Origin of the sequence: Cryptobacterium curtum DSM 15641 (assembly GCF_000023845.1) — a bacterium.
In the GTDB taxonomy this organism is placed as follows: domain Bacteria; phylum Actinomycetota; class Coriobacteriia; order Coriobacteriales; family Eggerthellaceae; genus Cryptobacterium; species Cryptobacterium curtum.
The window spans coordinates 955001-974661 of sequence record NC_013170.1 but is presented as its reverse complement, the minus strand read 5'-3'; the positions used below and the strand labels follow the sequence as shown (position 1 = coordinate 974661).

Sequence of the window (19661 nt, the reverse complement as noted above, 5' to 3'; positions counted from 1 at the left end):
GCGCAGACGAGAGTAAATAAGAAAGGAATGTAACAGGCAATGTTGATAGATGCCCTCACATATCCTCTTAATGCCTGCAAAGACGTGCATACCTTCTGGGGTAAGCTCGATAGCGGTGCAGATGCGACAATGGGGCTTGCTGCTTCGGCGCGTCCATTTTTTACTGCAGCTCGCTTTGCGCGTACACCGCAGCCAACATTGGTCATTGTCGCTGGTGAAGAAAGCGCCGCAGATTTTGCCCGCACGCTTTCTGCCTATGTAGGTGACAATCGGGTCCTGCGTTTTTTTGAGCGAAAGGACTATCCCACGGCATCAACACCCGTTGATGTTCATGCGGTAGCGTGCCGCTTGCAAGCACTTCATGCGCTTGTTGAAAGCCGAGAATGCATTGTCGTTGCGAGTTCTCGTGCGCTGATGCGCCTGATGGGTCCAGTGCGGAGCCGTTTTTATCTTCCGTTGACTTTTACGGCAGGTATGGATGTGCAAAGTGGATCGGGTGAGCGAACGATCGCGTCGTTTGAAGCCGCTACAGAAGAGCTCGTGGCCTGTGGTTATCTCAACACTGGTGAGCTTTCGGGGCCAGGAACCTTTTGTGTGGGCGGAGGCACGATAGATGTCTGGCCCGGTAATCTTTCCTATCCCGTGCGCATCGACTTTTTCGGTGATGAAGTCGACGAAATACGACGCATTGTGCCAGCTACGGGACAGACGATTGCTCGCATCGACAAAGTGGATATATATCCCTTACGCGAGTACATGCCTGATCGTGCCGCCCTTGATCGAGCACGCCGGATTCTTTTTGATCCTGATACCACCGATCCAGTTTTGCGTGAGTCGCTTGAAGCGCTTGAGGGGGGTGTATACAACGAAGCGGCTGATGCCCTGCTTCCGTATTTGTATGCGCACCTGGCAACATTGGGGGATTTTCTTCCTTCCGATGCATTGAGTGTGTTAGTGGAACCGCGGTCGTTAATTGATGACGCTCTCCATGCTGCTGAAGCACTGTCTTCTCTTCCTGTTGAACACACCAGGTTTGTTGAGGATCTTATTTGTCCACCAGCGAAACTTGATTTTGGAAAAAACCAGCGTTGCACCTACCAGTCGATTATGCGCGTAGCTTCTTCGGTTGATGCTGAAATACCCGTAAAGCGTACGGAAGTAGCGGGAGATCCCGAAAAACTTTTTGGACGGTTGATCAGTTTAACTCAAGCGGATTTTACCGTTGTGTTTAGTGCTCCTTCATATCGTGCCCGTGAGGACATGAAGCTTGCTTTTGTGGAGCGGGGTTTGTCGATTGTCGACCTTGCGAATGCTGATGCAGATACCGTTCCTGCGCGTCTGCGTCGGGGGGTCGTCAACGTGGTGGAAGCAGATATTCCGCTCGGTTTGATTATTCCAAAGGCAAAAATTGCGCTGATAAGCCTGTCTGACACGCAAGGGGCTACGGCTATTCGTCATCATCGACGGGTGGATATCACCGAGATTACGTTCCCCTTTAATCCAGGTGATTATGTGGTTCATGCCGCTCATGGTATCGCGTTTTTCCGCGATGTTGTACGTCAAGAAGTGGGCGGGTCGCTGCGTGATTATCTACTGTTGGAATATGCCGAAGGCGACAAGCTTTATGTGCCGGTTGAGCAGCTTGATCGGGTAACGCGTTACGTTGGTCCTGAAGGATCTTCTCCGCGCTTGACACGCTTGAATACAAGCGACTGGTCGCGTGCCATGGGGTGCGCGCGTAAGGCAAGCAAGAAGCTTGCGTTCGACCTGGTAGATGTGTATACGCGCCGGTCGGCTGTTTCAGGGTTTCAGTATTCTGCCGACACACCCTGGATGCGGCAGATGGAAGAAGATTTTCCGTATCAGGAAACCCCCGATCAGCTGGCGGCAATCGCCGATGTGAAAGCAGATATGCGCTCGGCTCGACCGATGGATCGACTTATTTGCGGTGATGTCGGATTTGGGAAAACCGAAGTGGCGCTTCGAGCCGCTTTTAAGGCGACACAGGATGGCAAGCAGGTTATGGTGCTGTGTCCGACAACTATCTTGGCGCAGCAGCATTACACAACATTTAAAGACCGCTTTGAAGAGTATGGCGTTACGGTGGAAGTGCTCAGTCGATTTCGCTTTTCGTCTGAACAAGCTGCGGCGCTTTCTGGTTTTGCGCAGGGCACTGTTGATGTGCTGGTGGGTACCCATCGCCTGCTCTCGCGTGATGTAAACCCGCACGATCTGGGGCTTGTTATCATCGACGAAGAGCAACGCTTCGGGGTAGGGCATAAAGAACAATTGAAGAACCTGCGCGAGTCGATCGATGTACTGACCTTGTCTGCCACACCGATACCACGAACGATGCAGATGTCCCTATCGGGCGTGCGTGATATGAGCTTGATTATGACACCCCCCGACGATCGCAAGCCGATTAAGGTGCATGTGGGTGAATGGGATCCTGATGTGGTGTCCGATGCGATTCGGCGAGAATTAGCGCGCAACGGCCAGGTGTACTACGTGTCAAACCGGGTGCGTACTATTGATGATGCGGTAGCGCGCGTTGGTCAGGCAGCGGGCGAAGCGCGCATTGGTGTTGCGCATGGTCAGATGAGTAAAGAACAGCTCGAACAGGTTATGGAAGAATTTGCGGCGGGCGAAATCGATGTGCTTGTTGCGACAACCATTATTGAAAGTGGCATCGATAATCCCCACACGAATACGCTTATTATTGAGGATTCACAGCGCCTTGGATTGGCACAGATGTACCAGTTAAAAGGACGTGTTGGTCGCAGTTCATTGCAAGCGTACGCCTACTTTATGTTCCCCGAAAATGTTCCGTTAACTGAAGAAGCGACGGCGCGCCTTGAAGCTGTGGGTGAATACCAAGAACTAGGCAGCGGGATGAAAGTCGCCATGCGCGACCTTGAAATTCGCGGTGCTGGCAGCATGTTGGGAGCTGAGCAGAGTGGCAACATGAGCGCCGTGGGTTTCGATTTGTTTGCGCAGATGCTCACCGAAGCTGTGCGGGCGACACGTGAGGGGCGTGCCGATACGCTTCATGACCTTCCGCCAGCTCTTTCGGATATCACCGTTAACGTACCTGATCATACCTATATTCCTGAAGAATACGTGCCCGATGCCGATGCGCGTGTGCTCGCTTATCGACGGGTCGCTTCAGCTGATACACCAGAGGTAGTCGATGGGATTGCCGACGAGCTTTGCGCGCGTTATGGAGCAGCACCACGTGCGGCGCAGAATTTCTTTGCGAAAGCACGCATTAAGGCACGCGCGCATCAGATGGGGGTAACAGCGGTCAGTATCGTGGCAGGTAAACTCAATATTGAGCCGATTGCACAGCCGCCCGCATCGCTGGGGACAGACATTCGCCGTGCTCGTGGGCGGTATATTGTGCAGTCAAAAAAACTGCAGATACCTCTGACCTACTTTTCATATGACGACGAACATCCGCTTATTGAAGCGATCGATGCCTTTATAGCTACGTTACGTGCCAATTAATCCGACTGCTCGATGCCTTCAAGCCACACGCGACCGGTAACGGGCACAAGTGACACTGCCGCTTCAGGGCAGCTATCAACACAGATGCCGCAGCCAATACAAAGTGTTGCATCAACGACAGGGGTGCCATCACCATCAGCATTACCAGTACCATCAGAACTACTATCGCTATCGTCCTGCGCAAACCTGCGCGCTCCAGTGGGGCAGAGACGGACACATTCGCCCGATCCACGGCAGAGCGTTGTATCCGTAACGGAAAGGGCAATCTCTATGTTGTCGGCTATATCTTCTTGGCGGCTTATTGCTTCAAGAAGCATCTTGCGCCGGGGCATCATCAGGTGCCGTATAAAACCTTCGGGGGTCAGTGTTGGGAAGGCTTCTTCGTCGACAAGATTGAGTCGTGCAATCGCCCTCTGTCGTTCTTTTTTGGCGTAGTAATCGGCTAATACCTGGCTGTTGCGCAGTCGCCGTTTTCCGCTGGCAATCTCGCCAAAATCGGCAGCTAAATCGGTAAATGCTCCTCGGCGATCAGTCGCTTGGGTGCTTTTGGCATACTTGTCGATAAGCTTTTGCTTTTCAGGAATGCGGTATGAAAATTTCACGCTACCGCCCGTGCGTTCTTCAGCCATTTCGATAGCGCGCGGAAAGAGCGTGCCGCCGATATCTCCCGCGCGTTGGCAATCTTCACAGTATTTGAGATCGCAGGCCACCGACACGCGTATGTTTTCGGCTAAAAGGAGCGTCCATAGTTCGGGAGGGACCATAGATAGGCAGGGGAGCACAACGACATTCGTGTCGATGTTAAGCTCCGGGAAAATATTCTCGCGACAGGTCAGGTACGCTCGTCGACCTGACGTGGCAATTCTGCGAATGCGCGCATGCAGATCCGCCATAGTAAGATGGGTTGAAGCAAAGGTGTCACAGATACCAAAGCAGACACCACAGCCGTTGCAGCGGTCTATATCGACGTGCGGTACGCCCGGCAGCTCGGGTAGATCAATGGCGTCATGAGGGCATATATGCGTACAACGCAGACAGTCTGATCCAGCGGCATGGGTGCAGTACTCCTGCACAACAACTACTTTAGCGCGCGGCTTTGCTGTTTTATCTGCCATGCGCGTGTCCTACTGTTTGCTTTCGAAAACCTCTGCGAGCGTTGTGTCGATACGGGCAAGTATATCGGCGCGCTTGAGCAGCTCGATACTTTCAAACAAAGGTGGTGAAACCATATTCCCACAGACAGCAACACGCAGCGGTTGGAATAAAAACTTTGGCTTTATATCGAGTGGTTCACAGAGAGCCCGACAGGTATTTTGAAGCGTCTCATACGTCCATGGGATGGCCTCATCTGCTAGGACTGCACGCGTTGCCTGGAGTGCTTCGTCGGCACGGGCACCTTCTTTTAACAGAACCTTCTGCACACTCTTTTCATCGAGGTGAACGGCTGGTCCCCAGAAAAGATACGAAAGCTTTTCGGGAATGTCAGAGAGTCGCGTCAGGCGTTCGGCAATAAGCGGATAGATGCGTTCAAACCAATCACGATTTGTGTCGATAAGCGCCTCATCAGCACCAGCAGCTACGAGCCAGGGGCGCGCGGCATCAACCCAAGCTTGTGCCCCCATGTGTTGAATGTATTGTCCATTCATCCATTCGAGTTTTGTTTCGTCAAAGATGGCATCTTTTTTCGTAATGCGCTCAAGACTAAATTCGCGACAGAGCACATCGCGGGGAATAATCGTGGTTTCCCCATCAAGTGACCAGCCAAGCAGTGCTAAAAAGTTCACCAACGCATCGGAGGTAATTCCCGCATCGCGGTATTCTTCAACGCTGGTGGCACCATGGCGCTTTGAGAGCTTCTTGCCGTCTGCTCCTAAGATCATAGGAAGATGCGCAAAAGACGGTATCGGATAACCAAGCGCTTCGTAGATCAATATTTGACGCGGCGTATTGGATAGGTGGTCGTCTCCGCGAATAACATGACTGATGCGCATATTGGCGTCGTCGCAGACCACCGCAAAGTTGTAGGTGGGTGTGCCGTCGCTGCGCACAAGGATCATGTCATCCATTGCTTCAAGGGGAAAACTCATCGGTCCATAGACAGCATCGTCGAAGGTGATAGCAGGGTGATCTTCAGGCACCTTCAAGCGCCAGACATGCTCTTCGCCAGCCGCTATGCGCCTGTGCGCCTCGTCAGCACTCAGATGGCGGCAGGTGCGATCGTAGCCCGCATACGCTTCCCCGGAAACCTCTGCGGCATGCCGCTTTGCGTCGAGTTCTTCTTTAGTGCAAAAGCACGGGTACACCTTTCCGGCTGCTTTGAGTTTTTCGAGGGCTTCACGATAGGTATCAAGCCGTTCGGTTTGCGTGTAGGGGCCGTATGCGCCGCCTACTTCCGGGCCTTCATCCCAATCAAGTCCGAGCCATCGGAGCGCACGCAGGATGATCTGCGTATTTTCTTCCGTAGACCGTTCGGGGTCGGTGTCTTCGATGCGCAAAATAAATGTGCCACCTTGTGAGCGTGCAAATGCCCAGTTATCGATGGCAGTACGAGCGCCGCCAATATGCAATTTGCCCGTTGGAGAGGGGGCAAAACGAACGCGTACATCGCGATGATCGGTCATGATAGTCCTTCTCAGTTCCAGATGGGAGGGCACGTCTACTTTAGCGTGCGTTTGTCGTCAGAAGATGACGTCCCACAACTAGTGAAATCATACAGGTCAGTGCGCTTACCGCCAACCAGAGGATAGCCATGCCCATCCAAAATCCCTCGGGAAGCATGGTGATAAGAAGGCTTTGAGCGGGAAATGCCCAATTGCCTTGGGGGAAGAAGAGCCGGTGGAAGGCACTGAAAAAACCAACGAAATCGATGCTAGCCCAAAGTGCGCACAGGGCAAGCAGGACAATCAGAAGCAGGGGTGCACACATACATGCCCACGCCAGTAGGCGACGATGATGGCGTAGCGTCACGAGGCAAACGATTGTCCCAACGGCAGATGCGGCAATCCAGCCAAGTGCCGCATTGATTAAACGGTTGCAGTCGGCTAAGTGCGCCAATGATGCGCTATCAAGAGCTACTGATGCATCCAAATCCCCCAAGACACATACATATGCCCAGTCGTTAGTGGTGGTTGCCATCGTTGTTGCCGTCGTTGTTGCTGTTGATGCTGCGCCAGATGAAATGCTCTTTTCTTCAACGGCTTCATATGCTTCATGAATGCGCTCGGCAATAATGCGACTGCGCACATCGTTTCCTTGTGAACTTGCGCGTGCGTGGTCCATGATAATGCGTGCAAGTGCCTGTTCGGCTTTACCGCCCGCCTCTGACGTGGTATCCAGTGGCACCCAGGGTGGCGAAAGGGTGTAGTCACGCGTGGCGAGCGCCATATCCACCAAGCTATCGTGATCATACGGCGATGAAGGGGCATCAATGGTGTGGTCTGCCAGCAGTGCGCTTACTGGTCGCAGGGTACAGACGATAAAACCGCTGGCAAAAAGCGAACTAGCAAGCAACAGCGAAGCGATACCCGCAAGGGCTGTCCAACCGATAGATAAACCTGGTTGTGGCAGGTGGTTCTTTATCTGCGCGTTCTGACATGTATCACGAGACGGATCACGAGACGGTATGGACGTCTTCATCAACGTTTACCTTCAGGTCTGAGAGATGGCATTAGAGGTTGCAGTCAACCCACATAGTGGCACTGGTGAGATCACCTAAAGGTTCGCTAATAACCGGCTGGGGTCCTAATCGACTAAAGATACCCGCAAATGTTCCGTTGTATACATAGAGGCCATTCAGATTGTTGTAGAAGGTCGTTTGGCGGGGAACCTGGTCATCTTCGCGTGCCGAAATATCGTAACAGGGTGGAATTAACTCGGTTTTAAAGGGCATGTTATAGGTCTGCACCAAGAAGGGGGCACCTGCTGCTCCGTTGGCAAAACGGTTGACAATGGCCTGCCAGTCTTCGGATGAATACATGTTTCCCGCGTACACATCGCGTGCGCCATAGCTGTCAGTGGGCTTGATAATCCATTTGTCTTTTTGGGCGATAACGGCATTCAAGTCAATCTGACTTGCATCGAGGAACTTAGTTTGGGGAACGCCAGCCTGAATAAGAGCGATTTCATCGGTGGTAAGAAATGCCTGGGTTGATGGGTGGTGCATGGCATCGAATATCTGCTTGTCGTGGACAATATGTCCCGCAAAACTGCCGATGAGCGCCACGTTTTCATCAGCCACAGCATTAATAAGTGGCTGCACGTCATCCCAATACGCAAGAACATCATTGGTAACGATTCGACGCCAGATGGCATCAATGCGCGCGCCCTGTTTATCGCGAAGGTGTGTTCCATCGTAGGTAAGCTCGCGTGCATCAACCATGAAGGCATCCACTCCGTGACGGGCAAACGTTTGGCAAAAGACCTTAAATTCCTCGGTGATAGCGTTATCAAATATATCGACAATTGCCACGCGCGGATGGGCAATCGCATGGTCAAACGAAGTATAAATACGCATGAATTCATCGACCCAGGTGTCAAATAAATTGCTTGATTGCACCTGATGAGATTGTTTAAAACGGGCCAATGCGGGCGATGCGGTGAAGGAATTATTGAGTTCACGATCTTCATTCATGCCACTTGATCCATCGGCATTGAGTTCACAGAAACCAAAGGAAAGGTCATCTTCGTTAAGGAAGATATCAGCGCGCATGAAGGGGAGTAGTGCGTCGTAGCCGCGCGGCAGAAGAATCAGATCAACGAGGCGCGGATCATAATCGAAAATCGATCGATATGAGGCATCGTCAAGGTAGCGCTGCATGATCTTGCAGCAGATGGAATACGTTGTTTCAGAGATGTTCTTGAAGGCATCATACGTTTCTCGATCGAAGAGGCGCGGGACGTACGACGAAACAACATGCGTTCCATGAACGATAGCGGTTGAACTGTCCATATACGCATGCGCTGCCCGCCGACCAGGTAAATCGCCATCAAGTGCATCAATAATGTTCAAATACTCGCGTGTGTAATTTGCGTTTTGAGTCATACCGTCGTCTCCGAAATAGGGAATTATCACTGGTATTAAAGTGTATCATTGCCAAGAAACATTTCCCCGCTGCGCTACGGTAGAGGGGTGCTTTTATGAAGGAGCAACACTATGGAGAATCGTGAGGAACATTCCTCGTACCTGTTTACCAGCGAATCTGTGACCGAGGGTCATCCCGATAAAATGTGCGATCAGATATCGGATGCCATCCTTGATGCCATCCTCACGCGCGAAGCCGAGCTGGCCAAGGTAGGATATGTAGCACCTGATGGATCAGCGGCGGATGTTTCTGCTGTACGTACCGCCGTGGAAACATTTACTACGACCGGCATTATTACGGTCATGGGTGAAGTGCGCACACAGGCCTATGTTGACGTTGAAGGCATCGTGCGTGATGTGGTCGAAGACATTGGCTATACAAGCGATGACTTTGGATTTAACGCACGTACCTGTGCGGTATCAAATTACATTCATGCGCAATCAGCCGATATTGCTGCGGGTGTGGATGAATCCTATGAAGTACAAAACGGACAGGCAGATGCTGATGACCCGTATGAGCGCATCGGTGCCGGCGATCAGGGCGTCATGTTTGGGTATGCGTGCAACGAAACAAGCACGCTTATGCCAATGCCGATATATTTGGCTCATCGTCTTGCCGAACGGCTGACAGCGGTGCGTAAGAATGCAACGCTTCCATATCTGCGTCCCGATGGGAAGACGCAGGTTTCAGTGCGCTATGAAGACGATAAGCCAGTGCGTGTAGAAAAAGTACTTATCTCCACGCAGCATGCACCGGAAAAGACAACGGCTGAGATTAAAGCCGATCTTATCAAGTGGGTTATCGAACCTGTTTTTGCTGCTGAAGGGGTTGCCTGGGATGGCGCTGAGATATTCGTCAACCCCACGGGCCGCTTTGTGGTAGGGGGTCCCATGGGTGACACGGGTCTTACCGGCCGCAAGATTATTGTTGATACCTACGGTGGACGCGGGCGACATGGTGGCGGTGCGTTTTCTGGCAAGGATTGCACGAAGGTTGATCGCTCTGCTGCATATGCAGCGCGCTGGGTGGCAAAAAATATCGTGGCAGCTGGTCTTGCTGATGCTTGCGAGATCGAACTTTCGTATGCGATTGGGGTGGCAAATCCTCTGTCGGTGTATGTGGACACAAAGGGAACCAACACGGTACCGGTATCCACTATTGAACGGGCAGTTAATACGGTATTCGATCTGCGACCGGCAGCAATTATTGACGCGCTTGACTTACGTCGTCCGATATTCCGCAAGACGAGTGCGTACGGTCATTTTGGCCGCGAACTCCCCGAGTTTACTTGGGAGCGTACCGACAAAGTTGACGAATTGCGCGCTGCCTGCGGATTATAGAATACGAGCCGACTAGTAAGTGGTTGGTTGTCGCATGGAAGCTTCAACAGTGTCCTGCATGAAATTCGCGCAGGTTGTGCTTGATATTCCCACTCAAGCCCTTGAGGGTTCGTATGTGTATGCCGCGCATTCCGATTTGGGCGATATTGAAGTAGGTTCACCAGTCCTTGTTCCCTTTGGGGGGCGATCTGCTGTTGGTTTCGTGATGAAGATGCTGTCGCTTGATGAGCTTGCACCTGAGGCAGTAGAAGAGGCCCTTGGGTGTGATTCTCATAAAGTAAAACCAATCACGCGCCTGCTTGGTCGTTCGCTCTTTCCGCGCGAGTCGGCCGCTTGTGCCCAATTTCTTGCTCAGCACTATATTGCACCGCTTGCCAGTTGCGTACGTCTCTTTACGCCGCCGGGTGGTGTGCCGCGCATGGTGCACGGGCGCGACGGCTGGTATCTTCGTGATGCGTCGGTTGGTAAGGTTGACGATCGCTGGGTGCGCTTAGCAGTGGGTGCGCGTGAATTTCACCCGCGTAAGCAGGCAGTCAAGCAGCGCGCTATTATTGCAGCACTGGATGCTGGTGAACTGCGGGTAGCTGATCTGCGTGCTGAATATGGATCGGTTTCTGCCACACTGCGATCGCTTGCAACAAAGGGCGTTATTGAAATTTTTTCTCGCCGACGCATGCGTGGTACAAGCGTTTCAAACACACCAACATCTGGCTGCGACTATGGATTGTGTACTCTTGATGCGGCCCATAAGCCTCATCTAACGCCGGGTCAGCAACGTGCGGTTGCTGCAATATCGAAGGCTTTTCAAGCGCACAGTGGGCAGGTAGTGCTTGTCGATGGGGTAACGGGTTCGGGCAAAACCGAGGTCTATTTGCGTGCCATTGAAGAAGTGGTGCGATCGGGTCGTAGTGCTATTGTGCTTGTTCCTGAAATATCGCTTACTCCGCAAACGGTTGCGCGGTTTCGCGGGCGCTTTGGCGACATGGTTGCCGTGCTTCATTCACGGATGGGGACAGGAGAACGTTTCGATCAATGGGATTTCATCCGTTCGGGTGAAGCCCGTGTGATTGTGGGTGCACGCAGCGCGCTGTTTGCGCCTGTTGCCGATTTGGGGCTTATTGTTATCGATGAAGAACATGAGGCTTCCTACAAACAGGATAGTGCCCCACGCTACGTGACGCGTGATGTTGCGGCATGGATGGCGCGCGAGCGGGGTGCAGCGCTGGTGCTTGGGTCGGCGACCCCTTCTATTGAGGCGATCTTTCGCGTTCAGCATGATCCTACCTGGACGGCCGTTGAACTGCCCGAACGAGCCAATGGCAAGCCTCTGCCTTCTATTGAAGTTGTTGACATGGCACACGAATTTTCTGCGGGAAGTCGATCCATGTTTTCGCATCGTTTGCAGCAGGCTTTGCGCGAAACACTTACAGCGGGGAACAAAGCGGTGCTCATGCTCAATCAACGTGGGTTTGCGCAGTTTGTCCTGTGTCGCGCATGTGGCTTTGTACCTCAGTGTCCTAGCTGTTCAACCTCGTTGACCTTTCATGAAAAGGGCAATGTACTCATGTGTCATCACTGCGGTTTTCACATGACAACGCCCGCTGTCTGTCCGCAGTGTGGCAGCCCCTATCTCAAGCGCTTCGGGGCAGGTACGCAGCGGGTTGAAGCTGAACTTGCTAGCATACTTGCCGGCTTTTCCGATGTTGATGCGCATATCGTGCGGATGGATGCCGATACGACCGCACGCAAAGGGGCGCATCAAAAGCTGCTTGAGGAATTTGCTGCTGCCGACGCTGCGGTACTTTTAGGTACTCAGATGATTGCCAAGGGACTCGACTTTGATGATGTGACGCTTGTCGGTGTTATCAACGCCGATACGCAATTGCGCCTACCCGATTTCCGCAGCGCTGAGCGTACATTCGATTTGATTGAACAGGTAGCAGGTCGTTCGGGTCGCGCGCAGTTGCCTGGTCGCGTTATCGTGCAGACTTATAGTGCCACGTCAATCGCTATTCAGGCGGCAGCTCACTATGATCGCACGTCATGGCTTAACCACGAACTTGAAAGCCGAAAATCGCTGGGGTATCCGCCATTTGTTCGTCTTGCCGATGTGCTGGTGTGGGGTCGTGACGAGGCTGCTGTGCGGCGTGAAGCAGGCGAGCTATATCGTCGCATGACAGATGCTATCGATGAACATACGCAAGGCGATTGGACCATACTGGCGCCAACACCGTGTGTACTTTCGCGCCTGCGTGGTTCGTGGCGCTATCACATTACGGTAAAAGCACCAGCTACTGCAGATATCGCGCGGGTGCTTACACCGGTGTTTCGATCGCGGCGCGCAATGCATGAATTGTCTGTTGCGGTTGATATCGATCCAGCAAGCATGCTCTAAATCTTCAGTACCTTATCCAGCGAGATAGGTGACCGACGGATCGCGCTGTACGATGAGTTTAAGGTTGCTAATATAGCGATCGAGCAGCTGGCTGGGGCGCCGATCTTTGTGCATCACGTAACCGACCCGCATGGTTTCGTTAGCGTGCAAGGGGATCGATACAATTCCCGTGTACATTTCGCTTGAAAGTACGCCAGTTGTAATGGTAAAGCCATTGAAATTGGCAAGGAGATTCGACAGCGTACCGCGGTCGGACACGTGGATATTGCGCTTATGGGGCAGGTGTCCAAAGGGCTCTTCCGCAAAATAGAATGAATTATTGTTTCCCTGTTCGAAGGAGTATCGGGGGTATTCTTCAAGATCCTCAGGCTCGATGATTTCTTTATTGGCCAGGGGATGATGAGCGCCAACAAACACATGTGCGCTCGCTTCGAATAGCGGATAAAACATTAGTCCTGCGTCATCGAAGGCTTTCCACATGACGCGACTATTGAAGCTGTCGGTAAATACGATGCCGATATCGCTGCGGAACGTTTTGACATCCTCAAGAATTGCTGCTGTTGCTGTTTCACGCAGGATAAATTCGTATTCAGCGGTGTCGCAGGTTTCGGCAGTGTCAATGAAGGCCTGGACCGAAAAGGCATAATGCTGCGTTGATACTGCGAGTCGCGCATGATGTTCGGTGCTCTGAGCATAGCGGGCGTGAAGCATATCAGCCTGTTCGATAACCTGTCGTGCATACGCAAGAAGCTCTGTCCCTTCGTTGGTGAGCGTGACGCCTCGGTTTGATCGACGAAAGATGGCAATGCCGAATTCAGATTCAAGGTCTTTGATTGCGGTTGAAAGATTTGACTGGCTGGCATACAGGTTGTGCGCTGCGGCGTTGATAGAACCGTATTCTGCAATGGCGATAAGATAGCGTAGTTGTTGGAGAGTCATAAGCATCTTTCTGGGATATATAAATTGCCGAATGATTAAGCATTAAACACATCATTGCTCCACTATGCAAGGGGTAATTAAGTGGCAGATGAAGGTATAAATAGAGAAATAAATAGCTCTCAACTGGTATAACAGATACATATCGGTAGAATAGATAACAGATTCCAAAAACAACGAATGCCTGTACCTCTTGTCTTAGCGGGGTATGAAGCAGTTAAATGCTCAAGGTGCATCCAAGGTGCCTGGTAAACAAGGTGTCCAAGCCGATGCGAACTGCTTTATATCAAGGAGAGAAGCGATGGCAAAGAAAGATCTTCCTGACAACCAGAAGTATTACGACCCTGAGATTGAATGTATGCCGCGGCCTGAACTTGAGCAGCTTCAACTTACTCGTCTGAAGGATATGGTTGCTTTTGCCTATGAGAACACGGCCTATTACCGTCGCTCCTTCGATGAGGCGGGTGTTTCCCCCAACGATATTACTCAGCTGTCCGATTTAGAGCGATTCCCGTTTGTTGATAAGAAAACCGAGCGTGCCACCCAGCATGTGGGAAGTTTCTTTGGCGAAATGTGTGCGGTTGACGAAAAGGACGTTGTCTTCATGGCCACGTCATCAGGTTCAACGGGCGTTCCCACTGTTTCGCCGTTTACCCAGGAAGACTTCGACCAGTGGCAAGACATTGAGGCACGTCTATTCTGGCAGGCGGGTATGCGCTCGCAGGATCGTTACGTTCATGGGCTTAACTTTGCGTTGTATGTAGGTGGCCCCGATGTTATTGGTGCTCAGCGTCTTGGTGCGACCGCTATTTGGGTAGGGGCAGTGCCCTCTGACAGACTTCTGTTTGTTCTTGAGCACTATCAGCCAACCGTTATTTGGACAAGTCCTTCCTATGCGTGGACATTGGGTGAAAAGGCAAAAGCAAAAGGCTATGATCCTCGTCGCGACTTCAATCTACATACCATTATTGTTGCTGGTGAACCGGGTGGTTCGATCACCTCAACGCGTGAAGCTATTGAAGATATGTGGGGCGCGAAAGTTGTTGACTTTTTCGGGTTGTCAGATATCTATGGCGCGTGTGCTGCAAGCTGCGAGGCGCATGATGGCCTACATATTGTTGAGGACCAGATATTAGTTGAAACAGTCGATCCACAAACGGGTGCGCTGCTCGCTTCCGGTGAAACGGGCGAGCTGGTATATACGACGTTGGTGAAAAAGGCGCGCCCGATGATTCGCTTCCGATCGGGTGATATCGGATACGTATCAAACGAACCGTGCAGTTGCGGTCGTACTTTGGCGCGTATTCATATCACAGGACGTAAAGATGAAATGTTTATCGTTGGCGCTGTTAATGTGTTCCCGAGTGACATCGAACATGTGGTGCGTGCTGAAAAGGGTCTAACCGGCGAATACAGCATTCGCGTATGGGACGAAAACTTCTCAACGCGCTATGAGGTGTCTGTTGAACGTGCACAAGGTTCTGACGAGGCATTTGATACGGTTGCACAGCGCGTCGAGCGGGCACTGAAAGCGCATACTGGCGTGCGCCCGGCAAAGGTTCTTGTGTTTGATGCTGGTCGGCTCGGAGTATCATCGGAACATAAAGCCAAACGATTTATTGACGAGCGCACTCCTCGCAACTAGATGGGCGAAAAGACAGATGAAAGAGAGCAAGGAAACTATTATGGAAACGAAGTTTGCCGTATCTGGCCAACATTATCTCTTTAGCGTGCAGGCATTCGCTCATACTGTTCTTGCCGGTGGAGGTGTTGAATATTCCTATGCCTTCCGCAATGGCACTACGCGCAGTGTTATCGCCGATGTGCAAACAGGTCGCAGCAATTTGGGCGTGCTGTTTGAAACAACGGAAAACGCCGATGAAATTGAAGCAGCAGTGCTATCGGCGGGGTTAGAATTTACGCCGATCATTTCATCGAAGCCGTATATCGCTCTGCCCAAGAGCCACCCATTGAGCAACGCACGAAGCGTCTCTATTGAAGACATGACTGATTATCCCTATGTCTATTTTGAACAGGAGGAAGGCGATTCGTTTGCCTTCTTTGAAGAGGCCTTATCTTCTGTCCCTCGTGAAAAGCGTATTGCAACGACTGATCGAGCAAGTTTAACTGAGCTTATTGCGGCACTCAATGGGTACACGGTAACAAGCGGCATTCTGGTGGGCATTACTGATGGATCGCTGCTGCAGACTATTCCGCTGCAAACCGACGTGACCTTAAAACTCGGATACATTGCGCAAAAGGGTGCTCATCTCGAGGGTCCCGCTGAGGGTTTTGTGCAGAGTCTGACAAAGAACCTCTCTCGATACGTACGGCTGTAGTCGCGCAATCGGCACATTTTCACACGACAGGAGAAGCTTGTGGTCGATGTGATTTGGCATGGCAGGGGCGGACAAGGAGCGTTTACCGCTGCACGTCTGCTCGGTGCGGCTTGGTGTTATGAACAGGGCCATCAGGCCCTCGCATTTCCAACGTTCGGTCCTGAGCGCCGGGGTGCTCCCATGTGTGCGTTCACGCGTTTGGACACGGGTCCTATTGGCGTGCGTGGAGCGCCCACACAGGCGGATGTAGTGGTCTATCTTGACGATACGCTGCTATCGTCTGGATGGGAACAGGAACTGACTGCTGGGGGAGTGGTTCTTGTTAATACGGCTCGCACTATCGATGACAGTCGGGTTGTTTGCCTTGATGCAAGCGCTATTTCTACCGAACTGCTTGGGCGCGCTATTCCGAATACCGCACTGCTTGCCGCACTAACAAATCTTATTGAGGGGTTTACTGCAAAAACACTTAATCGTGCCATCAGTGAACAGCTACCTGCGCGCCTGCATGCTGGCAATCATGCCGTGGTCGAGCGCGTGTGTGCCATGGAGGTTGGTGTGCCTTCGGTTGCGCCTGCGGTTTCTGAATCGAATGCGCTAGCGGACAATCAAGATATACCAGCCAGTCATTTAGATGTACCAGCAGGTCATTCAAATGCATCAACAGACAGCTCAGATATACCAGTAGGTCCTCCGTCTGGCACTCCCTTTATACGTGCGAGAAAGCCACAGCCTGCCGATTACGCTCGGGCAACGTGCTTTACTGCGGGATACTTAGTTGAGAACAATGCCGGGTGGCGCGAGAGGCGACCGGTGGTGGACGCACAGCGTTGTACGGGCTGCTTGCAATGTTATTTGTACTGCCCTGATGGCGCTATCAAGCGGACACCGTCTGCTGCCGTAGTTGTATCAGTGGATACCGAATTTTGCAAAGGATGCGCTGTCTGCGAACAGGTATGCCCCTTTGACGCCATTTCAATGGTGTCAGAAGCAACTATCAAGCAGAATGCCGCCATCCAGTATTCCTCAGCCAAATCAGGGGCGGATACAGCTGGTACATTAGATAACAGACGTACCGCAACAGGCGCAATGAACAAGGAGAAGTAATGGGCGAGAGACGATTTCTCTCAGGTGATGAGGCATTTGCCGAAGGAGTGCGCCTTGCCAGGCCGCAGGTTATATCGGCGTATCCCATTACCCCACAGACTGTTGTTGTCGAACGTTTAAGCGAAATGGTGGAAAGCGGAAGCTTGACCGCCGAATACATTCATGTTGAAAGCGAGCATTCAGCACTTGCGGCGGCTATTGGCGCTGCGGCAACGGGCGCTCGTACGTTTACTGCAACGTCGAGCCAGGGACTGCTCTATATGGCTGAGTGCCTCACGTACGCATCGGGTGGACGGTTTCCCATTGTAATGATGAATGCCAATCGCGCGACATGTCTGCCGTGGAACATCTATGGCGACCAGCGCGATTCGCTTTCCCTGCTTGATCACGGTTGGATACAAGCATATGCCAAAGATGCCCAAGAGGCGCTTGACATGGCACTTATCGCCTATGCCGTTGCGGAGGATGCGCGCATTATGACGCCGGTTATGGTTAACCTCGATGGATTTGCCCTCACACACACCTACGAAACAGTGGATATTCCCACATCAGAAGAGGCTGATGCATTTTTGCCGCCCTATCAGACGAGCAATCGATTTGATTTTGAGAACCCGACCAATATGGCGTTTAGTGCAGGTCCGGCGTATAACCGTTACTTTAAACAGAGCGAACATATCGACATGCTGCGTACCAGTGAAGTTTTAGCCGATGTTGAAAAGCGCTTTGCTGACATTGTTGGTCGTCAGTGGCCAGGGATGATAGAGACTTGGGGCTGCGACGATGCCGAAGTTATTCTTGTGGTGCTTGGTTCGGTCGCTGGGCTTGCATGCGAAGTAGCTGAACATTTACGCCAACAGGGGAGAGCAGTTGGGGTTGTTCGCATTCGCTATCTCCGTCCGATGCCCGCTGCCGAGATTGTCGCAGCGCTTTCGGGGGCACAAGCAATCGGCGTGCTTGAAAAAGACATTTCCTTTGGCGCTGAGGGAACGGTATTCACCAATGTATCGAGCGCATTGTTTAACGCTGGCCTGTGTCTGCCAGCTGTTAACTTTATTGGCGGTCTTGGCGGTGATGATATTACCGAAGATCAGATGCGACATGTTTTCGATCAGCTGTTTTCCTGCGCACAGGGAAATAAGCACGATTCAGTAGAGTTTTTTAACATCGAAACGCCATCGAGGTCTGAAGTAAATGAAGCGTTGAAGGGGGTGCCGTCATGTCATTAAATGCTCGGACCCTTCCAACCGAAGAACCCTTTTTCGGTCATAAGGCGTGTGCTGGCTGTGGCGGGTCACTTGTGCTGCGACAGGCACTCAAGGTATTAGGTCCTCATGCCATAGCCGCCCTGCCAGCTGGTTGTATGAGTGCTGTGGGGTTCAACTTCCCTCAACTGTGCTTTGCGAACAACGCTATGATCACACCCTTCGCGGCAACCGCTGCAGTGCTGTCAGGTATTGATGCGGGGCTGCGCGCTCAAGGATGTAAGCCTGACGATTGTACTGTCGTCGGTTTTGCTGGCGATGGTGGTACCGCTGATATTGGTATACAGGCACTATCTGGCGCTATTGATCGCAACGAAGATATTCTCTATATCTGCTATGACAATGAAGCTTACATGAATACCGGTATACAGAAGAGTTCTCTGACGCCGTTTGGCGCACGTACAACGACAACGCCAGTTGGCGCCAATCTGCATGGCTGCACAACGGATAAGAAGAACATGTTTGAAATTGTTGTCGCTCATGGGATTCCTTATGCGGCGACGGCGAGCATTGGATATGCTCCCGATTTCTTACGCAAGGTGGCTAAGGCACGCGATATGAAAGGTACTCGGTATCTTCATGTGATTGCGCCGTGTCCCACGGGATGGGGCTGTCCCGATCGTGACATGGTCGATATTGCCCGTGAGGTGGTTGACGCGGGGCTGTGGTATCTCGCTGAATATGAAGGACCGCAGACTTCCCAGACACCAGCCGGTCGTTTGAAACTAAACCGTCGACCCGCTCAGTTTGCGTCAGGTGCCGATGAATGGGGATCAGTTGAGCATTATCTTCGCCGACAAGCTCGTTTTGCAGCGCTTGATGGTGAAGATATCGCCCGTATCGAAGCGGGGCGCGACGAAATGTGGGAGCGGCTTGAACGGCTGACGACTGCCTTTTCGTAAGGCGTCCTTTCATAAGGTGCTCGCTATCAAGTTATGCACCACAGTAACGGCCCTACGCAGATACCTCCTATTGCGAGAGGCGCACTGTTTAACAGGTGCGTTGTAGTGTTGCTCTAACCGATTACCGAGTGTAACAACACGCGTATACTAACAAGCCAGCTACTTCATATTCACAAGTCAGTTATTTACTTGTTATTGGCATCGTCTTCGACATAGACGCCTTCTTGCGTAAAGACCGTCGCGATTGTTTTGAAAAATATCCGCACGTCAAACGCAAAACTGAGGTGATGCACATAGTAGACATCGAGCTTCAATCGTTCATGCCACGCCAATGCGTTACGTCCATAGGCGGCAGCGTATCCGGTGATGCCCGGTTTAACAAGCAACTTTTCGCCTTCGTTGCCTTCATAGAGTTCTGTTTCGCGCTTCAGATCGGGACGCGGTCCGATAAAGGACATATCGCCTTTAAGAACATTGAGAAACTGCGGAAACTCGTCGAGACTGGTGCGCCGCATAAAGGCGCCGATGCGTGTCATACGCGGGTCATCGGCGCCGTTATACGTTGATCCGTCTGCCATCTTTAAATCGGGCGCGTTCACTTTCATTGAGCGAAATTTATACATGATGAATGGGCGCCCATTCTTGCCGATCCGCTCTGCGTTATAGAAGAGGGGTCCCTTATCTTCGCGATAGATAAGCGGTCCTACCACGATAAAAATCAGGAACAAGAACGGCAGCGCGATAATGCCGATAAGAATATCGAGAACCCGTTTAAAGAAGTGACGGTACATG

At 51.9% G+C, this 19661-nt stretch carries 14 protein-coding genes; 8 read left to right on the top strand and 6 right to left on the bottom strand.

The annotated features are described in order from the left end of the window. Positions 1-39 precede the first annotated feature (39 nt). On the top strand, positions 40-3507 hold the full coding sequence (gene mfd / locus CCUR_RS04200) for a transcription-repair coupling factor (protein ID WP_012803237.1): 3468 nt from the start codon (positions 40-42) through the stop codon (positions 3505-3507). Here the strand turns inward: mfd and CCUR_RS04195 are convergent. The 4 genes from CCUR_RS04195 to CCUR_RS04180 are packed head-to-tail and all read right to left on the bottom strand — an operon-like array spanning position 3504 to position 8548. Further along, entirely contained in the window at positions 3504-4622 is a 1119-nt protein-coding gene (locus tag CCUR_RS04195; RefSeq protein WP_012803236.1) for a 4Fe-4S binding protein, read from the bottom strand. The two genes, mfd and CCUR_RS04195, sit on opposite strands and share 4 nt — an antisense overlap. Before the next feature lie 9 nt (positions 4623-4631). After that, positions 4632-6128 carry a glutamate--tRNA ligase gene (gene gltX, locus CCUR_RS04190; RefSeq protein WP_012803235.1) on the bottom strand — a complete coding sequence of 499 codons (1497 nt, stop codon included), beginning with the start codon at positions 6126-6128 and terminating at the stop codon, positions 4632-4634. 40 nt (positions 6129-6168) lie between these two features. Beyond that, positions 6169-7143 (bottom strand): lipoprotein intramolecular transacylase Lit, encoded by a 975-nt coding sequence (locus CCUR_RS07255; RefSeq protein WP_012803234.1) that lies wholly within the window; start codon positions 7141-7143, stop codon positions 6169-6171. 31 nt (positions 7144-7174) lie between these two features. Then, positions 7175-8548, bottom strand: coding sequence for an ATP-grasp domain-containing protein (locus tag CCUR_RS04180; RefSeq protein ID WP_012803233.1), 1374 nt, complete (start codon positions 8546-8548; stop codon positions 7175-7177). A 111-nt stretch (positions 8549-8659) separates the two neighbouring features. Between CCUR_RS04180 and metK the strand changes: the two genes are divergently transcribed. Together metK and priA are read left to right on the top strand one after the other, a co-directional pair. Further along, positions 8660-9928 (top strand): methionine adenosyltransferase, encoded by a 1269-nt coding sequence (gene metK / locus CCUR_RS04175; protein ID WP_012803232.1) that lies wholly within the window; start codon positions 8660-8662, stop codon positions 9926-9928. Positions 9929-9962: 34 nt separating this feature from the next. Next, positions 9963-12323 (top strand): replication restart helicase PriA, encoded by a 2361-nt coding sequence (gene priA, locus CCUR_RS04170; RefSeq protein WP_012803231.1) that lies wholly within the window; start codon positions 9963-9965, stop codon positions 12321-12323. 12 nt (positions 12324-12335) lie between these two features. Here priA and CCUR_RS04165 read toward each other — a convergent pair whose 3' ends face one another. After that, positions 12336-13262, bottom strand: a complete 927-nt coding sequence (locus tag CCUR_RS04165) for a LysR family transcriptional regulator (RefSeq protein WP_012803230.1) — start codon at positions 13260-13262, stop codon at positions 12336-12338. A 298-nt stretch (positions 13263-13560) separates the two neighbouring features. Between CCUR_RS04165 and CCUR_RS04160 the strand changes: the two genes are divergently transcribed. From CCUR_RS04160 to CCUR_RS04140, 5 genes are read left to right on the top strand one after another with little or no spacing between them, the layout of a single operon-like run. Continuing rightward, positions 13561-14904 carry a phenylacetate--CoA ligase family protein gene (locus tag CCUR_RS04160; protein WP_012803229.1) on the top strand — a complete coding sequence of 448 codons (1344 nt, stop codon included), beginning with the start codon at positions 13561-13563 and terminating at the stop codon, positions 14902-14904. Between the two features lie 40 nt (positions 14905-14944). Beyond that, positions 14945-15598: a LysR substrate-binding domain-containing protein gene (locus CCUR_RS04155; protein ID WP_012803228.1), complete on the top strand. Its 654-nt coding sequence runs from the start codon at positions 14945-14947 to the stop codon at positions 15596-15598. 39 nt (positions 15599-15637) lie between these two features. After that, a complete protein-coding gene (locus CCUR_RS04150) occupies positions 15638-16705 on the top strand; it encodes a 2-oxoacid:acceptor oxidoreductase family protein (protein WP_012803227.1) in 1068 nt (355 codons plus the stop codon). Next, on the top strand, positions 16705-17931 hold the full coding sequence (locus CCUR_RS04145) for a transketolase C-terminal domain-containing protein (RefSeq protein WP_012803226.1): 1227 nt from the start codon (positions 16705-16707) through the stop codon (positions 17929-17931). Before CCUR_RS04150 ends, CCUR_RS04145 begins: the two co-directional genes overlap by 1 nt. Then, positions 17922-18869, top strand: a complete 948-nt coding sequence (locus CCUR_RS04140; protein ID WP_012803225.1) for a thiamine pyrophosphate-dependent enzyme — start codon at positions 17922-17924, stop codon at positions 18867-18869. Before CCUR_RS04145 ends, CCUR_RS04140 begins: the two co-directional genes overlap by 10 nt. Positions 18870-19054: 185 nt before the next feature. Here the strand turns inward: CCUR_RS04140 and CCUR_RS04135 are convergent, their stop codons facing one another. Next, entirely contained in the window at positions 19055-19660 is a 606-nt protein-coding gene (locus CCUR_RS04135) for a sugar transferase (RefSeq protein WP_012803224.1), read from the bottom strand. Between the last annotated feature and the right edge of the window lies 1 nt (position 19661).